We start from the raw sequence: 19939 nt of genomic DNA, 5'->3' as shown, positions 1-19939 counted from the left end.
GGAAGCGGAATGTCGAGCAGTATCACGGCTTGATCGCCGAATTGGGTGGTTTTGCGATAGCGCGTTGCCGAAGGGATGCAGACCGTTGTTGGTCATCGGGTCGCGGCATGCGGGATAATGACGAGGAAGCAATGTGTTCGATGCCGGTCACACGTGCCTACCCGAGGCCGTCGGCTGATGATGAGCTGGTTTCAGGAAGGGGAACGAGCATGGCGGCCATGAAGCCGCGAACGGGCGACGGCCCGCTCGAGGTGACCAAGGAGGGGCGGGGCATCGTCATGCGCGTTCCGCTCGAAGGCGGTGGGCGACTCGTCGTCGAGCTGACCCCGGACGAGGCGGTAGCGCTCGGCGAAGAGCTGAAGAAGGTCTGCGGCTGACACTGTCACCATCGGGCTGCCCCGGAGCGTGGGATACGCCCCGGGGCACCGCCGTCTCCGGCGCCCCCGGGGGCACCCGTGCCCGCCGGGTCAGCGGCCCTGCTTGACGGCGCACAGCAGCCCGTCACCGACCGGCAGCAGGGAGACCGCCAGCGCCGCGCTCTCCCGTACGGTGCGCAGCAGTTCACGCAGCTTGAGCACTTCGGCGCGCTGGGTTCCGGAGTCGACCGTGTGGCCGTCGGCGAAGACGCCCTCGAAGCAGACGAGGCCGCCCGTGCGCAGCAGGCGCAACGATTCGCCGAGGTAATCCGGGTATTCCATTCGGTCGCCGTCGCAGAACACGAGGTCGTAACCGCCGTCCGCGAGACGGGGCAGGACATCCAGCGCGCGGCCCGGAATGAAGCGCGCCCGGTTGCCCGCGAAACCGGCGCCGCGGAATGCCTGCCGGGCGAATTGCTGGCGTTCCGGTTCGATGTCGACCGTGGTCAGCACGCCGTCCGGGCGCATGCCGCGCAGCAGATGTATTCCGGAGACGCCGGTGCCCGTGCCGATCTCGGCCACCGCCTTGGCGTCGGCCGTGGCGGCGAGCAGCCGGAGGGCCGCGCCCGTGGCCGACGACACCGAGGACAGCCCCGCTTCCCGGGCCCGGTCACGGGCCCAGCGCAGTGCCACGCCCTCGGCGTTCTCGACGAGCTCGGCGCAGTACGCATCGGCGAACGCCCAGCTGGTCTGCCGGTTGCCGGTAATGGCCCTCTCCTGTCCCCGTAGTCGACGCAACCGAGACTGTATCCGTTGGCCCGGGAACCTGTTGGTGGGACCGGGCGTTGGGAGAGTGGGCGAATGGACGAGAAGCGGGTCGCAAATGCAGGTCAAATTTGCTTATCCGGAGCTAACGGGCGAGGTGGCTATGGTAGGGGCTCCACTGGACACCACCAGAGCCGACAGGGGAGGTGCGGCTGCGGCCGGAGGCCTGAGAGTGCTGAGGCGCTTTCGCAGGTCGGCGGGCGAGCCGAAATCCGTGACCAAGAATGCTGACCACGTCCACACAGCCGACTCCGCTGCGACCGCCACGTTCGACACTGATGCGGACGCCCAGGCGTGGACCCCTCCCACGTGGGAGGAGATCGTCAGCACGCACAGCGCCCGGGTCTACCGGCTGGCGTACCGCCTGACCGGGAACCAGCACGACGCCGAGGACCTCACTCAGGAGGTCTTCGTCCGCGTCTTCCGGTCGCTGTCCACGTACACGCCCGGCACCTTCGAGGGCTGGCTGCACCGCATCACCACGAACCTCTTCCTGGACACCGTGCGCCGCAAGCAGCGCATCCGCTTCGACGCGCTCGCCGACGACGCGGCGGAGCGGCTGCCCAGCCGCGAGCCCACCCCGCAGCAGCACTTCAACGACACGCACTTCGACGCCGACGTGCAGCAGGCACTCGACACGCTCGCCCCGGAGTTCCGGGCGGCCGTGGTGCTCTGCGACATCGAGGGGCTGTCGTACGAGGAGATCGCCGCCACCCTGGGCGTGAAGCTCGGCACCGTGCGCAGCCGCATCCACCGCGGCCGCTCGCACCTGCGCAAGGCCCTGCAGCACCGTTCGCCCGCCGCCCGCGCCGAGCAGCAGCGCGCGTTGAGCGCGGCGGTCCCCGGTGGTCTGTCCGGGGAGGTCGGGGCGGAGTGAACGGCACGGACAACGGCCTGACGCCTGCCGAGCAGCATCTCGGCGACCGTCTGGCGGCACTCGTGGACGGCGAGCTGGGGCACGACGCGCGCGAGCGGGTCCTGTCGCATCTGGCCACCTGCTGGAGCTGTAAGGCCGAAGCCGACGCCCAGCGCCGTCTCAAGAATGTCTTCGCGGACTCCGCTCCGCCGCCCCCCTCGGACGGCCTGCTGGCCCGCCTCCAGGGCCTGCCCGCGGGCGGCGACACCGGCTCAGCCTCCGGCCCCGGTGACGGCCCGGAGCGCGGTGACGGTGCGGACGGCGGGCCCATGCCGGGCGTCCTCCGCCGGGCCCGCTCCCCGCTGGCCCTGGACTATCTGCCCGCCGGGCGCGGAGCGAGCGCGCTCACCCCGGACCGTGGATTCCGCATACATCGCGGGCACGAGGTGGAGCGGACGCCCTCGCGCGGGCGCCGGTTCGCCTTCGTCGCGGCAGGCGCCTTCTCGGTGGCCGCCCTCGCACTGAGCGGACCGCTCAACTCCGGCTCGGCCGGGGGATCACCCGTCGCGGCCGGCGAGCGCGGCGGCGCCTCCGCAGGCCCCGCCCGTACGCCCGCCTCGCCCGCGGCCGCGGACCGGGACGGACGCCGCCGGGGCGGCTCCGGCGGCGAGGCCGGGCAGCAGCGCGCGGCCACCGCGTCGCCGCGGCCCGCGGCCACCACCTCCGTACGGACACAGCTGATGGCCAGCATGTCCGTGCCTGTCCGGGACCACCCCCTGATGCGCGGGTCGTCGGCCTTCACACCCTCGCTGACGCGCCCGCCCGCGCCGTCCCGGGCGCTGGCCGCCGACAAGCGGACGCCGATGGGCGCTGTCCCGGGCCGCACTCCGGCGGCGACGGCACCGGCACCCGCGCCCGCCACACCAGCGGCCACCCCACCACGCTGACCGCCCGCCTCGCTGGGCCAAGGTCCCGTGGACCTGGTTGAATCCTGTGCGAGGCGCGGAGAACGATGGGGAGAGCATGGACGAGGGGAAGGCCACCCGGCCGAAGCCGAAGTGGTGGAGCCGCCCACGAAGGGCCTCCAGCGAACAGCTGCCCGCGGACGTGGGCGACGGCGGCGAGACGCCGTCATCCGGCGTTCCCGAGCCGTCCGGCGAGCCCGGCACCGGAGGCGGGCCCACCGGGACGTACGACCGCACCGGCGGCCCGGACACGGACGGCACGGAGAGCGGCCCCGGTACGTCCGGCACACCGGACGCGTCCGCCACGTCTTCCGCCGCGGCGCCTGCGGACTCCGCGGCGGCCCCGCGGCCGTTGCACGCCGAGGACCCCTACCGCACCCCGCCGTACGGCGGCCCCGGCCCCTGGGCGCCCGCGCCGCCCGTCCAGCTGCCCGGCTCGACGCCGTCGCACGGCGTGCACACACCGCCCGGCGGCGGCGCGACGCCCGCGCAGGGCACCACGGCGCCCGGCACGCCCGCACAGCAGGGCACGCCGCCCTCCGGCACGTACGTGAGCGGGCAGCAGCCGCACGGTCCGCAACAGCAACAGCAACAGCAACAGCAACAGCAACAGCCCCAGCACCACCACCAGCCCCACCAGCCGCACGGGCACGGTCAGCCGTCCCCGTGGCTCCGCTACGACCCCTGGGCCGCCTCCCACCCCGCCCAGGCCGCACCGCCCCCGCGGCGCGGCCGCGGCCGTACCGTCGCCGGCGCGGTCCTGCTGGCGCTGCTCGCGGGCGGCCTCGGCGGCGCCGCCGGCGCGTACGTCGAGCGGCAGGGCGGCTTCGACGACGTCGAGCTGCCGCAGGCCCCCGCCGAGAAGAGCAGCGGCCGCGCGCCCGGCAGCGTTCCCGGGATCGCCGAGGCGGTGCTGCCCGGCGTCGTCACGATCAACGTCGAGGGCGGCGGCAGTGAGGGCACCGGCACCGGCTTCGTGCTGGACGGCGAGGGCCACATCCTCACCAACAACCACGTGGTCGAGCCGGCCGGGGACGGCGGCGAGGTCCAGGTCACGTTCCACGGCGGCGAGACCGCCGAGGCCGAGGTGGTCGGCCGGGACGGCGGCTACGACCTGGCCGTCGTCAAGGTCGAGGGCGTCTCCGGGCTCGACCCGCTGACGCTCGGCAACTCCGAGTCCGTACGGGTCGGGGACCCGGTGATCGCCATCGGCGCCCCGTTCGGCCTGGAGGGCACCGTCACGACCGGCATCATCAGCGCCAAGGAGCGGCCCATCACCGCGGGCGGCGAGAGCGGCGCCAGCGACATGAGCTATGTGGACGCGCTGCAGACCGACGCCTCGATCAACCCCGGCAACTCGGGCGGCCCGCTGGTCGACGCCAAGGGCCGCGTCATCGGCATCAACAGCGCCATAAAGGCCGCCGCCGAGGGCCCGCAGATCCCCGGCGACAGCCAGGGCGGCAGCATCGGCCTCGGTTTCGCCATCCCCGTCAACCAGGCCAAGCGGGTCGCCGAGGAGCTGATCAACACCGGCAAGGCCACGCACCCGGTGATAGGGGTCACGCTCGACATGGCGTATGCGGGCAACGGCGCCCGTGTCGTCGACGAGGGCAGCGAAGGCGACCCCGTCACGCCGGGCGGTCCCGGCGACAAGGCGGGCATCCGGGCCGGCGACCTGATCACCGAGGTGGACGGGCAGCGGGTGCACAGCGGTGAGGAGCTGATCGTGAAGATCCGCAGCCACCGCCCCGGTGACGAGCTGAAGCTGTCGCTGGAACGGGGCGGCAAGGAGAAGTCCGTACGCCTCAAGCTCGGTACGGCGAGCGGCGGATGAGGACCCGCAACCGGCCCGTACGGCCGTCGCATTCTGCGCGATCGACACGGTCCGCGGGCCGTTGGCTGGGGTACCGTGACAGCGGGCAGGGCGAGCCTGGACGTAGTGAGGGAGCTGCTAGGTGTTCTTCGACATAGGACCCCTCGAGCTGGTCGCGCTCATCATTCTTGCCATTTTGGTGTTCGGACCGGACAAACTCCCCAAGATGATCCAGGATGTGACCGGTTTCATTCGCAAGGTCCGGCAGTTCTCGGACAACGCGAAGGAGGACATCCGGTCTGAATTGGGGCCGGAGTTCAAGGACTTCGAGTTCGAGGATCTCAATCCGAAGACCTTCGCCCGCAAGCATCTGATGGACAACGACGACCTTGGCATCAAGGAGATCCGCAACGGCTTCGACCTGCGGAAAGACCTGGCCGAGGTGACCGACGCGGTGAACGGCAAGGACACCGCGAGCGGCTCCGGCGGAGCCGGCGGCAGCGGTGGCGGCACGAGTACGGGAAGCACGGGCGACTCCGGCTCGCGGCCGAACCTCACAAAGGGCGAACCGACCCGTACCGCCAAGGAAGACCCGCCGCCGTTCGATTCTGACGCCACCTGAAACCAGGACATAACGCCCCCCAGCGGAGTCGTCATCCGGGCGCGTATCACCGGTCATGCCCGACACGGCCGATGCGGGTGGCTATCCTCCCTGTGTCCGGGGTCGGGCCGTCCGAGGGGGGCGGGCCGTCCATGGCACGGGGCAACAAGGAGGCGTCGCGCAGATGGAGACGACGAGTCGGGTAGGACCGCAGGGAGCGCCCGGCGGTACGCCGGCCGACGGAGCAGCGCCCGCCACGGGGGATGGGTCCGCCGCCCGCAAGGCCGTGGACGGGTATCTGAGATCCGCCTTTCCCTGGTACGGCCTTGATGAGGCGTTCACGGGGCCGCGCTGGCTGATGCAGGTGGGTGCCACCGCCGACGGCACGGTCGAGCACGGCTCGACCGGCCACGGCGACGAGCCGTCGCTCCGGCTGGAGGTGAGCCCGGAGAGCCAGCGGTTCGCGGTGGTTGTGACGGTCGCCAGCCGGCCGGTACGGCGCAGTGCGGACGGTACGGGCGTGCTGGACGCGTCGTCCGTCTCGACGGCGGCGTGGCTGGCCGGATCGGGCCTGCTCTCCTGCACCTTCCCCACCGAGATGGAGCGCTCGCTCCGGCAGGACTGGCTGGACCAGCAGACCGCGATCGCGTGGGAGCTGGCCGACGACCTGGGCGGCCCGGACTGGTCGGGCCTCTCGCTGCCGGTCGACGGGGTGCCGACCGATTTCCACTACCGGGAGTCGGAGTACGGCTGGGTGCTGGCGGGGGCGGCCCAGGAGGGCGTCCTCATCGGCGCGTACGGGCGTGGCATGAGCGCGTACGGGCTGGGCTTCTCCGTGATCAAGGAGATCACCGGCTACGCGCACTGAGGCGCGTGCTGAGCCGCGTGCACCGAGGCGCGTACGCGGCGTACGGCGCACGCGCCGGACCGTACGGCCGTACGGCGCGCGCACGCACACGACGTGGCGGCAGGCAGGGCACTCGCCCCGCCTGCCGCCACGCGGCCGTTCAGCTGCCGCCGCTCACGGGAGCCGTCAGAACTTGTTGCTCGGGGTCAGCCCCAGCGACATCCCGGCAAGGCCGCGCTCGCGGCCGCCCAGCTTGCCCGCCATCGAGCGGATCGACGCGCCCGCGGGGGAGTCCGGGTCGGTGAGCACCACGGGCCTGCCGTCGTCACCGCCCTCGCGCAGCCGTACGTCGATCGGGATGGAGCCGAGCATCGGGACGTTCGTGCCGGTGGTCTTGGTCAGCCCCTCGGCAACGCGCTCGCCGCCGCCCGTACCGAAGACGTCGACCATCTCGTCGCAGTGCGGGCAGGGCAGGCCGGCCATGTTCTCGATGACGCCGACGATCTTCTGGTGGGTCTGTACGGCGATGGAGCCGGCCCGCTCCGCGACCTCGGCGGCGGCCTGCTGCGGGGTGGTGACGACAAGGATCTCGGCGTTCGGCACGAGCTGCGCCACGGAGATCGCGATGTCCCCGGTGCCGGGCGGCAGGTCCAGCAGCAGCACGTCGAGGTCGCCCCAGAAGACGTCCGCGAGGAACTGCTGCAGCGCGCGGTGCAGCATCGGGCCGCGCCATACGACGGGGGCGTTGCCGGGGGTGAACATGCCGATGGAGATGACCTTCACGCCGTTCGCCGACGGCGGCATGATCATGTCCTCGACCTGGGTGGGCCGGGCGTCGGCGGTGCCGAGCATGCGGGGCACCGAGTGGCCGTAGATGTCGGCGTCGACGACACCGACCTTGATCCCGTCGGCCGCCATCGCCGCCGCCAGGTTCACCGTGACCGACGACTTGCCGACGCCGCCCTTGCCGGACGCCACGCAGTACACGCGGGTCAGCGAACCGGGCTGGGCGAACGGCACTTCGCGTTCCGCCTTGCCGCCGCGCAGCGAGTCCCGCAGCTCGCGGCGCTGCTCGTCGCTCATCACGTCCAGCTCGACGCTGACGCCTGTGACGCCGGCCACTCCTTGGACCGCCTCGGTCACGTTGTTGGTGATCGTCTCGCGCAGGGGGCACCCGGAAACCGTCAGATAGATTCCGACCGCCACCGCGCCGTCGGGAGCGATGCCGATGGATTTGACCATCCCCAGATCGGTGATCGGCCGGTGGATCTCCGGGTCGTTCACCGTCGCGAGCGCGGCACGCACCGCGTCTTCCGTGGGGGTGGCGTCTGAGGGCGCGTCGGTAGCCATGCCGAAATGGTACGGCGCACCCGGCGCGGGACCGAAGGGGAGGAGCAGCGGTCTTGGTCACGCACCGCCGCGGTCGCCGCCGCGGTCGCCGTCCCCGTCGCGGTGCCGCAGCTCCTTCACCACCTCTTCGAGCTCCGAGCGGATCCAGTCCCGGGTGGCGACCTCGCCGAGACCCAGCCGCAGCGCGGCGATCTCGCGGCTCAGATACTCGGTGTCGGCGATGCTGCGCTCGTTCTGCTTGCGGTCCTGTTCGAGGTTGACCCGGTCGCGGTCGTCCTGCCGGTTCTGCGCCAGCAGGATCAGCGGGGCGGCATACGACGCCTGGAGCGAGAGCGCGAGCGTCAGGAAGATGAACGGGTACTCGTCGAAGCGCAGCTCCGCCGGCAGCACCACGTTCCAGCCGATCCACACGGTGACGGTGACCGTCATCCAGACGATGAACCGGCCGGTGCCCAGGAAGCGCGCGATCTTCTCGGACAGCCGCCCGAACGCGTCCGGGTCGTACTCCGGCAGCAGGCTGCGCCGCGGCGCCCGCGGCACGTCCAGCCTGCGGACCCGCTCCGCGCGCCGCGGCAGCCGCTCCTCGCGCTCAGCCACCGGCCGTACCCTCCCCCCGGTCGTCCGTGTCCGCGGCGCGGTCACCGCCGTCACCGCTCTCGCTGCCGCCGCCACGCCCGTACGGCAGGGGGGTGCCGGGGCCCGCGGACTCGCGCCAGTCGTCGGGCAGCAGGTGGTCGAGTACGTCGTCGACGGTGACGGCGCCCAGCAGATGCCCGCCCTCGTCCACGACCGGCGCCGCGACGATGTTGTACGTCGCCAGGTAGCTGGTCAGCTCGTGCAGCGGGGTGTCCGGCGCGATCGGCTGCAGGTCGCTGTCGACGAGCGAGCCCACCAGGGTGAACGGCGGGTCGCGCAGCAGCCGTTGGAAGTGCACGACGCCCAGGTACGTGCCCGTGGGCGTCTCCTCGGGCGGCCGGCAGACGTAGACCTGCGCGGCGAGCGGCGTGGACAGGTCGGCGACCCGTACGCGGGCGAGCGCGTCCGCCACGGTGGCGTCGGGGCTCAGCACGATCGGCTCGGTGGTCATCATGCCGCCGGCGGTGTCCTCCTCGTACGACAGCAGGCGCCGCACCGGGGCCGCGTCCTTCGGCCGCATCAGCTCCAGCAGCCGCTCCTTGTCGGCCTCCGGCAGTTCGGACAGCAGGTCGGCTGCGTCGTCCGGGTCCATCGCCTCGAGGACGTCGGCGGCGCGCTCCTCCTTGAGGCTGCCGAGGATCTCGACCTGGTCGTCCTCGGGCAACTCCTCCAGCACGTCCGCCAGCCGGTCGTCGTGCAGCGCCGCCGCGACCTCGCCGCGGCGCTTGGCCGAGAGGTGGTGCAGCACGTTCGCCAGGTCGGCCGGGCGCAGCTGCTCGAAGGTGGCGAGGAGGTTGGCCGCGCCCTGCTCCGCCTCGTCCAGTGCGAAGCCGGTCACCGCGGACCACTCCACGGTGAGCGTCTCGCGGCGGCGGCGCAGCGTACGGCCGCCCTTGCGCACGAACACCTTGTCGATCTGCCAGTCGCGGCGGGCCGGCAGCTGCATCAGCCCGACGTCCAGGACGGTGACCTCTTCACCGGAGCCGCCGGGTCCGCCCGGCTCGACGGGTGCTCCGGTCTTTCCGGGTGCTCCGGGGTCTCCGGGCTCCGCCGTCTCGACGAGGGTGACCCTGCGGTCGAGCAGCTCGCCGAGGACGAGCGTTTCGCCGGGCCGCTGTTCGAAGCGCCGCATGTTGAGCACGCCGGTGGTGATGACCTGGCCGGACTCGACGCCCGTCACGCGGGTCATGGGCAGGAAGATGCGGCGCCTGCTGACCACCTCGACCACCAGGCCGAGCACCCGCGGCGGGCGTCCGCCGGGGCGCAGCAGCACGACGACGTCGCGTACGCGGCCCACCTGGTCGCCGTTCGGGTCGAAGACCGCGACCCCGGAGAGGTGCGAGACGAAGACCCGTGAGGGGCCCGCTGCCATCCGGCTGCCTCCTCACGCCGCGCGTCCGCGCGGCCGTCGAGTGGGTGCTTTGTCCGGTTCAGGCTAGCGTGCACCAGCCTGGCGCGGCGGAGTGACATCGTCCGGACGGCTCCCTGACGGACCGTCGGCCCGGCAGCGGTAGGGTGCGGTCCGGTCCCCCACCGACCGCCGCCGACCGCAGGAGGAAGCCGACGTGACTGGACGCGCCCACAGGCGACGCAACGCAGCCGTGGCGGGGGCCATCTGCGTGGGGCTATCGGCTGCTCTGGCCGGGTGCGGCGGTGAGGAGCCCCCCAAGGGGACGAACGGGGTGGACGAGCTCTCCGCCGCGAAGATCGAGAAGAAGGCGCGGGCCGCGGTCCAACAGGCCGAGTCCGTACGGCTGTCGGGGACGATCGTCAGCAAGGGGCAGACGTACCGCCTGGAGATGCGGCTCAAGAGCAGCGGCGGCATCGGCGAGGTCTCCAGCAAGGGCGGCGACACGTTCCAGCTGCTGCGCGTCGACAAGGACCTCTACCTCAAGGCCGACTCCGACTTCTGGGCGCACCAGGAGAAGGGCGACGGCGAGGAGCCGTCGAAGGCGGACGTCGCGGCCGCGGGCAAGCTGGAGGGGAAGTACGTGAAAGTGCCGGACGAGGACCCCGCGTACGAGCAGCTCAGCGGGTTCACGGAGATGCGGGTCATGCTGGACGGGCTGCTGGTGCTGGACGGCGAGCGCGAGACCGGCGACCACGGCGAGGTCGGCGGCACCGACACCATCGAGGTGCGCGCGGGGGACGGCAAGGGCGGCACGCTCGAGGTGTCGCTGTCCGGCACGCCGTATCCGCTGCGGCTCGAACGCGGCGGCTCGGCGGGCACGGTCCGGCTCGACGACTGGAACAAGGGCTTCGCGGTGCGCGCGCCGAAGAAGGAGCAGATCGTCGACTACGGCAAGGAGATCTCGGCGGACGGCTGAGCGGCTGCTCCAAGGGCTGCTCAGGGCTGCTCAGCGCGACGCTGGTCCCGCCCCGCCGCTGGGCGCCCCCGCCCGCTGAGCCCGCCCCCGCCCGGGCCCGCGCCGCCCCGCCTGTTTGTTTTGAACTCTGCGCGCACCACCGAGCTCCACACCTCAGCCTACGTCGGCGCCTTAGGAGGTGTATAAGCGACAGCCCCCACTCCCGCCCCCGCAGCAGCCAGCGGCAGCAACCCCCGCCCCCGGCTCGTCGCCACCGATCTGGACGGCACCCTGCTGCACGACGACAAGTCCGTGTCCACCCGTACGGTGCGGGCGCTGGCCGCCGCCGAGACGGCCGGTGTCGAGGTGTTCTTCGTCACCGGGCGGCCGGCCCGCTGGATGGGCGTCGTCAGTGATCACGTGCACGGGCACGGCCTGGCGATCTGCGCCAACGGCGCCGCCGTGGTGGATCTGCACCGGGGCGGCGAGATCGTACGGCTGCGCCCGCTGGCGCAGTCCGACGCGCTGACGGTCGTGGACGCGCTGCGTGAGGCGGCGCCCGGGGTGAGCTTCGCGGTGGAGCGGACCGGTGGGGTCCATTACGAGCCCGAGTACCCGCAGTTCCCGCTCGACCCCGGCGGCATCATCGCTCCGGTGGAGAAGCTGCTGTCGGAGTCGGCTGTGGACGGTGACGGCCGTACGGTCGGCGATCAGCCGCTGCTGAAGCTGCTGGCGCGGCATCCGGAGCTGGATCCGGACGACTTCCTCACGCTGGGCCGTACGTACGCGGGCGCGCACGCGGAGTTCACGCGGTCGAGCCCGAGCGCGCTGCTGGAGATCAGCGGTCCCGGGGTGAGCAAGGCGAGCACGCTCGCGCAGTGCTGTGCGGAGCGGGGCATCGGGCCGGAGGAGGTCGTGGCGTTCGGTGACATGCCGAACGACCTGGAGATGCTGACCTGGGCGGGCACGTCGTACGCGATGGCCAACGCGCACCCGGCCGTACTGGCGGCGACCACGCACCGTACGGAGTCGAACGAGGACGACGGCGTCGCGGTCGTCATCGAGCGGCTGCTCGCCTAGCGGAGGCGAACTCAGAGGCGGCCCTGCCAGGTCAGGGTGGTGCCGCTGGTACGCCCCGACGCCGCGTCGTCCGCAGCGGCACCGGCACCGGCACCGACGCCGGCCCCGGTACCGACGCCGTCACCACCGCCGTCACCGGCACCCTCCGGCGGTCCCACCGCCCAGGTCGCGCTGCCGCCGAGGTTCTCGGCGCGCCGCGCGAGGTTCGCGAGGCCGCTGCGGCGCCCGTCCGGCGGTATGCCGACGCCGTCGTCGGCCACGGTGAGCCGTACGCCCGGCGTGCCGTCCAGCAGCGTGACCGTGGCGTCGACCGTCACGTCGACGCGGGTGGCGTGCGCGTGCCGGGAGGCGTTCGAGAGCGCCTCCCGCAGTGCGGCGACGAGTTCCCGCGTCGTGGCCTCGCCGACCCGGGTGTCCACGGGTCCGGCGAAGCGGACCGACGGCCGGAACCCGAGCGGGCCCGCCGCCAGCCCGACCTCCCGCAGGACGCGCGTACGGAGCCCGGCGTGCGCCTCGCCGGGGTCCTGCTGGAGGGCGTAGATGGCGGTACGGATCTCCGCGATGGTCGCGTCCAGCTGGTCGAGCGCGACGCCGATCCGCGCGGGGACGTCCGTACGGTCCTCACCGCCGCCGGCCGGGGCCTGCTCCGCCTCCCGCTGCGCGCCCTGCAGCGTCATGCCTGCCGCGAACAGCCGCTGGATCACCAGGTCGTGCAGGTCGCGGGCGATGCGGTCGCGGTCCTCGTACACGGCCAGCTGCTCCCGGTCGCGCGCCGCGTCCGCGAGGACGAGCGCGAGCGCCGCCTGCGCCGCGAACTGCGTGGCGAGCGTCTTCTCCGGCTCTGTGAACGGTGCCGCGCCCGGCGCCCGCGGCACCGCCAGCGTGCCGATCATCCGGCCACCGCTGCGCAGCGGGAGCAGCATGCTCGGGCCGAAGCGGCGGGCGACGGGCGTGACCATACGGGGGTCGCTCGCGGAGTCCTCGACGAACACCGGCTCGCCCGCGAACAGTTCACGCAGCACGGCCGCGTCGGGCGGCATCACCGTGCCGATGAGGCCGCGCGCGTCGTCGGCGGAGGCCGCGACGATCTCCAGGCCGCGTTCGGGCGTCGGCAGCAGCACGACCCCGGCGGCGGCGTCCGCGAGGCGGCGGGCCTGTTCGGCGACGACGGCGAGGGCGTTGTCCGCGTCGCCGGAGAGGAGGGAGGTGGTGACGGCGGCGCTGCCCTCGATCCACCGTTCGCGCTGGCGCGCGGCCTCGTGGAGCCGGGCGTTGCGGAGTGCGCTGCCCACCTCGGTGGCGAGGAGCCGGAGCAACAGGACGTCGTTGCCGGTGAACGCGCCACCGGCAGCGCGTCCGCCCCCGTGCTCGCCCACGTGCCCGCCCCCGTGCTTCCCGGCGAGGGTGAAGGTGCCGACGCGCTCCCCGTCCACCGTCACCGGGGCGTCGAGCCTGCCGTCCCGCCCGTACGGGTCGCCGCCCGCGCGCTCCCGTTCGCGTTCCTCGGGGGTCATGCCGTACGTGACGAAGCGCGCCGGGCCTGCCCGCTCACCGGCGTGCAGGCTGATCGCCGCGCACCGGCAGTCGGTGGTGCGGGCCGCGGCCCGCACCACGCGGGCGAGTGCGCTGTCCAGGTCGGGGCCGGTGCCGAGGTCGGTCACGGCGTCGAGCAGGTACGGGAGCCGCGCGGCCTGGTCGCGGGGCGGTTCCGCCGGCCCGCCGGCTTCGAGGACGTCGGAGGGGGAGGGGGCGGCGGCGCGGCGCGTCGGGGGCATGCTGCGAGGGTAATACGGGCGAACCAGGAGGAACGGCGCGTATGGCACCCGCCCTCACCCCCCGCTCCCCGCCGCGAGCAGCCCCGACGCCTCCGCCTCGCGGTCCAGCAGCCGCTGGAAAGCGCCGTCCGCGGCGGCCAGTTCCGCGTACGTGCCGCGCTCGACCGTACGGCCCTCGTCCAGCACGATGATCTCGTCGACGGCTTCGAGCCCGTACAGGCGGTGGGTGATCAGCACCGTCGTACGGCCCTCCGTCACCGCCAGCAGGTCGGCGGTCAGCGCGTCGGCGGTACGCAGGTCGAGGTGCTCGGCGGGCTCGTCCAGCACCAGTACGGGGAAGCCCGCGAGGAGCGCGCGTGCCAGCGCGAGGCGCTGCCGCTGGCCGCCGGAGAGGCGGGCGCCGTGCTCGCCGACCATGGTGTCCAGGCCGTACGGGAGGGTCCGCACCCAGTCGTCGAGCCGCGCCTCGGCGAGCGCCGCGTGCAGCTGCCCGTCGGTGGCGGCGGGGCGGGCGAGCCGCAGGTTCTCGCGGAGGGAGCTGTCGAAGAGGTGCGCGTCCTGCGCGCAGAGCCCGACCGCGCGGCGTACGGCGTCCGCGTCGAGCCCGGTCGCGTCGGCGCAATCCAGCGTGTAGCCGCCCGCCTCGGGGTCCAGGAAGCGCAGCATGACCTGCGCCAGCGTGGACTTGCCCGACCCGGAGGCGCCGACGACGGCGACGCGGCGGCCGGGCGGGAGGTCCAGGTCGAAGCCGGCGAGCGCCGGCCGCCGCTGCCCCGGATAGCGCGCGGTGACCCCGCGCAGTACGACGTGCGGCGCCGCGCCCGGTGCCGCGTCCGGCGCGCCGCGCGGGGCGTCGGTGCCGCCCCCACAGCCGTCCTCGTGGGCCTCCGCGCCCTCGTCCAGCAGGTCGTCGAGGCGCTCCGCGGCGCGGCGCGTGCGCTGCCGGTGCTGTACCGCGAGCGGCAGCCCGGCCACTGCCTCGAACGCCGCCAGCGGCGTGAGCACCACCAGCGCCAGCCACACCCCGTCCAGCCGCCCATCGCCCACGGCCCGTACGCCCGCCCAGGCCGCGCCCGCCACCGTGAGCCCGGTGATCAGCGCCGTCAGCCCGGCGGCCAGTGCCGTACGGGCCGCGCTGCGCGAGGCGATACGGGTGAGCGCCGCGTCGGCCGCCCGTACGCCCTCCGTACGGGCGGGGAGCGCGCCCGCGACCGTGAGCTCGCCGGTGCCGGTGAGCAGGTCGACCGTACGGGTGGCCAGCACGCCGCGCGCCGGCGCCAACTGACGTTCGGTGCGCCGCGATACGGCGCCCGTGAGCGCCGGTACGCCGACCCCGGCGGCCAGCAGGCCCACCGCGAGCACCGCGCCCGCCGCGGGCAGCAGCGCGCCGGTGAACGCGACGGCGGCGGTGCAGACGACCGCGGCCGTGGCGGCGGGGAGCAGCCAGCGCAGGAAGTGGTCCTGGAGCGCGTCGACGTCCGAGACGAGACGGGACAGCAGGTCACCGCGCCGGGCGCGGGCGAGCCGTACGGGCGCGAGGCGTTCGAGCCGCCGGTACACGGTGACGCGGAGCCCCGCGAGGACCCGGAGCACGGCGTCGTGCGACACGAGCCGCTCCGCGTAGCGGAACACCGCCCGCCCGATCCCGAACGCGCGCGTCGCCGTCACCGCGACCATCAGATAGAGCACCGGCGGCTGTTGGGAGGCGCGCGAGATCAGCCAGCCGGAGGTGGCCATCAGCCCGACGGCGCTGCCCAGCGCCAGCGCCCCCAGCAGCAGCGCGAGCGCGAAACGGCCGGTGAACGGCCGGCCCGCACGCCGTACGCGCGCCAGCGGGTGCGCCGTACGGGACGCGCCGCCCGCCTCCTCCGCGTAGGGCGCGTCCGCCGACGGCTCGCCGGTCCGTGCCTGTTCGGCACCCGCCGGGAGGGCCGCGTCGGCCACCGCGCCCGGCGCCTCCCCGTGCGCGGCCGCCGCGCCCCAGCCGCGCGCGCCGTGCGGCGCACGGGAGGGCGCGGGGGCGGCCTCGTCCGGGTCCGGCAGCGCGACGACGCGGTCGGCGACGGCGAGCAGCGCGGGCCGGTGCGCGACCAGCAGGACCGTACGTCCGGCCGCGAGGCGCCGGATGGCGGCCACGACCTGCGCCTCCGTCTCGCCGTCGAGCGCGGCCGTCGGCTCGTCGAGCAGCAGCAGCGGCCGGTCGGCAAGGAACGCGCGTGCCAGCGCGACCCGTTGGCCCTGGCCCGCGGACAGGCCCGCGCCGCGCTCGCCGAGGGCGGTGTCCGGCGCGAGGCCGTCGGCGCCCGCCGCGCGCAGCGCGTCCCGTACGTCCGCGTCGGTCGCGTCGGGGCGGGCGAGGCGTACGTTGTCGGCCACCGTCCCGGCGAAGAGGTGCGGGTGCTGCGGCACCCAGGCGATCTGCGCGTGCCAGCCGCCCAGGGGCAGTCCGGCCAGATCCGTACCGCCGACGAGCACCCGCCCCGCGGCCGGCCGTACGAACCCCAGCACCGCGCCCAGCAGCGTGGACTTGCCCGCGCCGGACGGCCCGACGAGGGCGACGGTCTCGCCGGGAGCGACGGTCAGGCTGGTCTCGGGCAGCGCGTCGCGCGCGCGGCCCGGGTGGCGTACGGCGACGTGGTCGAGCGCCAGTCCGGCCGTACGGACGTCGGGCACGCACCGCCCGGCGCACGAGTTCTCCGCGCCGCGCTCCGCCGGCGTCTCCAGCACGCTGAACACCTGCTCCGCCGCCGCCAGCCCCTCCGCCGCCGCGTGGTACTGCGCGCCGACCTGGCGCAGCGGAAGGTACGCCTCCGGGGCAAGGACGAGCACCACCAGGCCCGTGTACAGGTCGAGTTCGCCGTGTACGAGCCGCATGCCGATGCCGACGGCGACCAGCGCGACGGAGATCGTGGCCAGCAGCTCCAAGGCGAAAGCGGACAGGAACGCGATCCGCAGGGTGCGCAGGGTCGCGCGCCGGTAGTCGGCGGTGATGGCGCGGATGTTCTCGGCCTGCGCCTTCGCCCGCCCGAAGACCTTCAGCGTGGGCAGCCCCGCGACGACGTCGAGGAAGTGCCCGGACAGCCGGGCCAGCAGCCGCCACTGGCGGTCCATGCGGTGCTGGGTGGCCCAGCCGATGAGGATCATGAACACGGGGATCAGCGGCAGCGTCACCGCGATCGTCAGCGCGGAGATCCAGTCGGACCAGACGATGCGGGCGAGCACCGCCACCGGTACGACGACGGCCAGCCCGAGTTGCGGCAGATAGCGGGCGAAGTAGTCGTCGAGGGCGTCGATGCCGCGCGTGGCCAGGGCGGTGAGTTCGCCGCTGCGACGGCCGCCCAGCCAGGCGGGGCCGAGGGCCGTGGCGTGCCGCAGCAGCCGTATCCGCAGCTCGGACTTGACGGCGGCGCCGGCCCGGTGCGCGGCGAGTTCGGTGAGCCAGGCGACGAGCGCGCGGCCCAGCGCGACGGCCGCCAGCAGGAGCAGCGGCCCGCGCAGGTCCGCCGCCGTGTCGCCGGACTCGAAGGCGCCGACGACGACTTCGGCGATCAGCATCGCCTGCGCGATGACCAGGCACGCGCCGGCCAGCCCGAGCGCCACGCCGGCCAGCAGGAAGAACCGGGTGGCGCGCGCGTACCGGAGCAGCCGGGGGTCGACGGGTTTCACGTGAAACCTCAGTGACTCTCGGCGATGTGCTGGGTACCTATGCGCTTGCGGAACACCCAGTACGTCCAGCCCTGGTAGAGCACCACCACGGGAGCGGCGATCCCGGCGCACCACGTCATGATCTTCAACGTGTACGGGCTCGACGAGGCGTTGCTGACCGTCAGGCTCCAGTCGGGGTTCAGCGTGGACGGCATGACGTCCGGGAACAGCGTCAGGAACAGCGTCGCCGTGACCGCCACCACCGTCAGCCCGGAGAACGCGAACGACCAGCCCTCACGCCCCCGTACGTTCGCCGCGACGGCCGCGGCCAGGGCGAGCGCGGCGACGGCCGCCGTGGCGAGGCTGCCGGAGTCGCCACGGTCCGCCTGCGTCCAGCCGAGGAACCCGAGCGCGAGTGCCAGGGCGACGCAGCCGAGCACGGTGGCCAGCCGGCGCGCCCGTACGCGGATGTCCCCCACGGTCTTCAGCGCGGTGAACACGGCGCCGTGGAACGTGAAGAGGCTGAGCGTCACCAGACCGCCGAGCAGCGCGTACGGGCTGAGCAGGTCCAGCAGGCTGCCCGCGTACTCCTTGTCCCGGCCGATCTCCACCCCGTGCACGATGTTCCCGAACGCCACGCCCCACAGGAACGCGGGCAGCAGCGAGCACCAGAAGATGGCGTGCTCCCAGTTGCGCTGCCAGCTCTCCTCGGGGCGCTTCGCGCGGTACTCGAAGGCGACACCGCGCACGATGAGGCAGACCAGGATGAGCAGCAGCGGCAGGTAGAAGCCGGAGAAGAGGGTGGCGTACCAGTCGGGGAACGCCGCGAACGTGGCGCCGCCCGCGCTGAGCAGCCACACCTCGTTGCCGTCCCAGACCGGGCCGATGGTGTTGATCAGGACGCGCCGCTCACGGCGGTCGCGGGCGAGCAGCCTGGTGAGGACGCCGACCCCGAAGTCGAAGCCTTCCAGGAAGAAGTAGCCGGTCCAGAGGACGGCGATGAGGACGAACCAGACATCGTGCAGTTCCATCTCGCGCTCCTCGGGCTCAGTAGGAGAAGGCCATCGGGCGGTCGGCGTCGTCCGCCTCCGCGTCCGCGTCCGCGTCCGTGCCGGAGCCGGGCGGTCCGCCGATACGGGTGGGCGGGTTCCGGTCCGCGTCGGTCAGCTCGGGCGGCCCGGCCTTGACGTACTTCGCGAGCAGCCGCACCTCGATCACGGCCAGCACCGCGTACAGCAGCGTGAACACGGACATCGAGATGATCACCTCCGCCTGCGTCACCCCCGGCGAGACGGCGTCCCGCGTGCGCAGCACCCCGTACACGACCCACGGCTGACGGCCCATCTCCGTGAAGATCCAGCCCCACGAGCTGGCGATCAGCGGGAAGGTGAGGGTGAGGAACGACACCCGCCAGTACCAGGTCGTGAGCGTCGGCCCCAGCTCCCGGTGCTTGGTGAGCGCGAGCCGCGGCACCTCGTCCGCGCCCGTACGGAGCCGGTCGGCGAGCCACAGCTTCCTGCGGGTCAGCCACAGCCCGGCGGCGCCGAGGGCGACGGAGGTCATGCCGAAGCCGATCATCCAGCGGAAACCCCAGTACGCGACGGGGATGTTGGGGCGGTAGTCGCCGGGCCCGTACGCGCGCTGCTCGGCCTCGTTGACGTCGTTGATGCCGGGGACCTCGGAGTCGAAGTTGCCGTCGGCGAGGAACGAGAGCAGGCCGGGCACCTGGACGGCGACGGTGTTGTGGCCCTTCTCCACATCGCCGTACGCGAAGATCGAGAACGGCGCCGGGGACTCCGAGTCCCACAGCGCCTCGGCCGCCGCCATCTTCATCGGCTGCTGCTTGAACATCACCTTCGACAGCTGGTCACCGCTCACGGCGGTGAGCGCCCCGGCGGCGACCAGGGTGACCAGCCCGAGCCGGAGCGAGGTCCGCATCACGGCGACGTGCTTCCTGCGCAGCAGGTGGTACGCGGAGATCCCCACCATGAACGCGCCGCCCGCGACGAAGGCGGCGGTGAGGGTGTGGAAGACCACGACGAGGGTGGTGTCCTGGGTGAGCACCGCCCAGAAGTCGGTGAGCTCGGCCCGGCCGGACGCCTTGTCGATGCGGTAGCCGACGGGGTGCTGCATCCAGGAGTTGGCGGCCAGGATGAAGTACGCGGACAGCACGGTGCCGACGGAGACCGTCCATATGCACGCCAGGTGGATCCTCTTCGGCAGCTTGTCCCAGCCGAAGATCCACAGACCGATGAACGTGGACTCGAAGAAGAACGCGATCAGCGCCTCGAACGCGAGCGGTGCGCCGAAGACGTCACCGACGAAGCGGGAGTAGTCCGACCAGTTCATCCCGAACTGGAACTCCTGCACGATGCCCGTGACGACGCCCATCGCGATGTTGATCAGGAACAGCTTGCCCCAGAACTTGGTGGCACGCAGGTACGTGTCCTTGCCCGTGCGCACCCACGCGGTCTCCAGCACGGCGGTGAGGGCCGCCAGCGAGATCGTCAGGGGGACGAAGAGGAAGTGGTAGACGGTGGTGATGCCGAACTGCCATCGCGCCAGGGTCTCCGGCGCCAGAGCGAGGTGGTCCACGGGGTGGTCTCCTTCGGCGCGTGCGTGTTGCTTGTGAATGAGTTCACATTCACAAGCCATTATGCAGGAGGGGGTTTCGCCCGATACACGGGGGTCCCCTTTCCCCCGGGGGGCTCTGCCCCCGGGCTGCCCGCCCCTCCCCGCCGCCGCCGGTGCCACGGCCGTGACGCTGCCCTCTGACCTGGGCTGCCGCGCCGTTCCTCCCGCCGCCGCGGCGGTGCGCCGCGACGGCGAGGGTTCGGCGGAATGCGCGGGCGCCCGCAGTGGTGCGTACGGCTCAGGCAGAGCG

15 protein-coding genes and 1 pseudogene are annotated in these 19939 nt (G+C 73.2%); 8 read left to right on the top strand and 8 right to left on the bottom strand.

The features are described 5' to 3' along the window. Window positions 1-209: 209 nt before the first annotated feature. Entirely contained in the window at window positions 210-377 is a 168-nt protein-coding gene (locus DVA86_RS29695; RefSeq protein WP_106965600.1) for a DUF3117 domain-containing protein, read from the top strand. A 90-nt stretch (window positions 378-467) separates the two neighbouring features. Here DVA86_RS29695 and DVA86_RS29690 read toward each other — a convergent pair whose 3' ends face one another. Continuing rightward, entirely contained in the window at window positions 468-1154 is a 687-nt protein-coding gene (locus tag DVA86_RS29690; RefSeq protein WP_208882953.1) for an O-methyltransferase, read from the bottom strand. Between the two features lie 130 nt (window positions 1155-1284). Here DVA86_RS29690 and sigE point away from each other — a divergent pair, with 130 nt between their 5' ends. The 5 genes from sigE to DVA86_RS29665 all read left to right on the top strand — a co-directional run bounded on the left by sigE (window position 1285) and on the right by DVA86_RS29665 (window position 6284). Next, entirely contained in the window at window positions 1285-2058 is a 774-nt protein-coding gene (sigE, locus tag DVA86_RS29685) for an RNA polymerase sigma factor SigE (RefSeq protein ID WP_208885340.1), read from the top strand. Then, window positions 2055-2984 carry an anti-sigma factor family protein gene (locus DVA86_RS29680; protein ID WP_245997337.1) on the top strand — a complete coding sequence of 310 codons (930 nt, stop codon included), beginning with the start codon at window positions 2055-2057 and terminating at the stop codon, window positions 2982-2984. Before sigE ends, DVA86_RS29680 begins: the two co-directional genes overlap by 4 nt. A 76-nt stretch (window positions 2985-3060) precedes the next feature. After that, window positions 3061-4836, top strand: a complete 1776-nt coding sequence (locus DVA86_RS29675) for a S1C family serine protease (RefSeq protein WP_208882952.1) — start codon at window positions 3061-3063, stop codon at window positions 4834-4836. Between the two features lie 121 nt (window positions 4837-4957). Beyond that, the gene (locus tag DVA86_RS29670; RefSeq protein WP_208882950.1) at window positions 4958-5437 is read left to right on the top strand and encodes a sec-independent translocase; all 480 of its coding nucleotides are present in this window, start codon (window positions 4958-4960) and stop codon (window positions 5435-5437) included. Window positions 5438-5600: 163 nt separating this feature from the next. Next, a complete protein-coding gene (locus DVA86_RS29665) occupies window positions 5601-6284 on the top strand; it encodes a hypothetical protein (RefSeq protein WP_208882948.1) in 684 nt (227 codons plus the stop codon). A 165-nt stretch (window positions 6285-6449) separates the two neighbouring features. Here the strand turns inward: DVA86_RS29665 and DVA86_RS29660 are convergent, their stop codons facing one another. Genes DVA86_RS29660 through DVA86_RS29650 form a run of 3 tightly spaced genes read right to left on the bottom strand, consistent with a single transcriptional unit; the run spans window position 6450 to window position 9621 of the window. Continuing rightward, window positions 6450-7613, bottom strand: a complete 1164-nt coding sequence (locus DVA86_RS29660) for an Mrp/NBP35 family ATP-binding protein (protein WP_208882946.1) — start codon at window positions 7611-7613, stop codon at window positions 6450-6452. Window positions 7614-7670: 57 nt separating this feature from the next. Further along, complete coding sequence (locus DVA86_RS29655; RefSeq protein WP_208882944.1) at window positions 7671-8210, bottom strand: DUF1003 domain-containing protein; 540 nt, start codon at window positions 8208-8210, stop codon at window positions 7671-7673. Further along, a complete protein-coding gene (locus DVA86_RS29650) occupies window positions 8203-9621 on the bottom strand; it encodes a magnesium transporter MgtE N-terminal domain-containing protein (protein WP_208882942.1) in 1419 nt (472 codons plus the stop codon). The genes DVA86_RS29655 and DVA86_RS29650 overlap by 8 nt, the downstream gene beginning before the upstream one ends. A 241-nt stretch (window positions 9622-9862) precedes the next feature. Between DVA86_RS29650 and DVA86_RS29645 the strand changes: the two genes are divergently transcribed. Together DVA86_RS29645 and DVA86_RS29640 are read left to right on the top strand one after the other, a co-directional pair. After that, window positions 9863-10576 (top strand): hypothetical protein, encoded by a 714-nt coding sequence (locus DVA86_RS29645; protein ID WP_208885336.1) that lies wholly within the window; start codon window positions 9863-9865, stop codon window positions 10574-10576. A gap of 231 nt (window positions 10577-10807) precedes the next feature. Further along, window positions 10808-11635 (top strand): annotated as a pseudogene (locus tag DVA86_RS29640) (HAD family hydrolase); the annotation flags it as partial. An 11-nt stretch (window positions 11636-11646) separates the two neighbouring features. Here DVA86_RS29640 and DVA86_RS29635 read toward each other — a convergent pair. From DVA86_RS29635 to DVA86_RS29620, 4 genes are read right to left on the bottom strand one after another with little or no spacing between them, the layout of a single operon-like run. Further along, window positions 11647-13410, bottom strand: a complete 1764-nt coding sequence (locus DVA86_RS29635; protein ID WP_208882940.1) for a GAF domain-containing sensor histidine kinase — start codon at window positions 13408-13410, stop codon at window positions 11647-11649. 54 nt (window positions 13411-13464) lie between these two features. Continuing rightward, complete coding sequence (cydD, locus tag DVA86_RS29630) at window positions 13465-17076, bottom strand: thiol reductant ABC exporter subunit CydD (RefSeq protein WP_208882938.1); 3612 nt, start codon at window positions 17074-17076, stop codon at window positions 13465-13467. 8 nt (window positions 17077-17084) lie between these two features. Continuing rightward, window positions 17085-18086, bottom strand: a complete 1002-nt coding sequence (gene cydB, locus DVA86_RS29625) for a cytochrome d ubiquinol oxidase subunit II (protein ID WP_208882936.1) — start codon at window positions 18084-18086, stop codon at window positions 17085-17087. A 16-nt stretch (window positions 18087-18102) separates the two neighbouring features. Beyond that, complete coding sequence (locus DVA86_RS29620) at window positions 18103-19650, bottom strand: cytochrome ubiquinol oxidase subunit I (RefSeq protein ID WP_245997336.1); 1548 nt, start codon at window positions 19648-19650, stop codon at window positions 18103-18105. Window positions 19651-19939: the final 289 nt, after the last annotated feature.

The organism is Streptomyces armeniacus (genome assembly GCF_003355155.1).
GTDB classification, from domain to species: Bacteria; Actinomycetota; Actinomycetes; order Streptomycetales; family Streptomycetaceae; genus Streptomyces; species Streptomyces armeniacus.
Note: the sequence above shows the minus strand (reverse complement) of the source record. Positions and strands in the feature narration are given on the sequence as shown.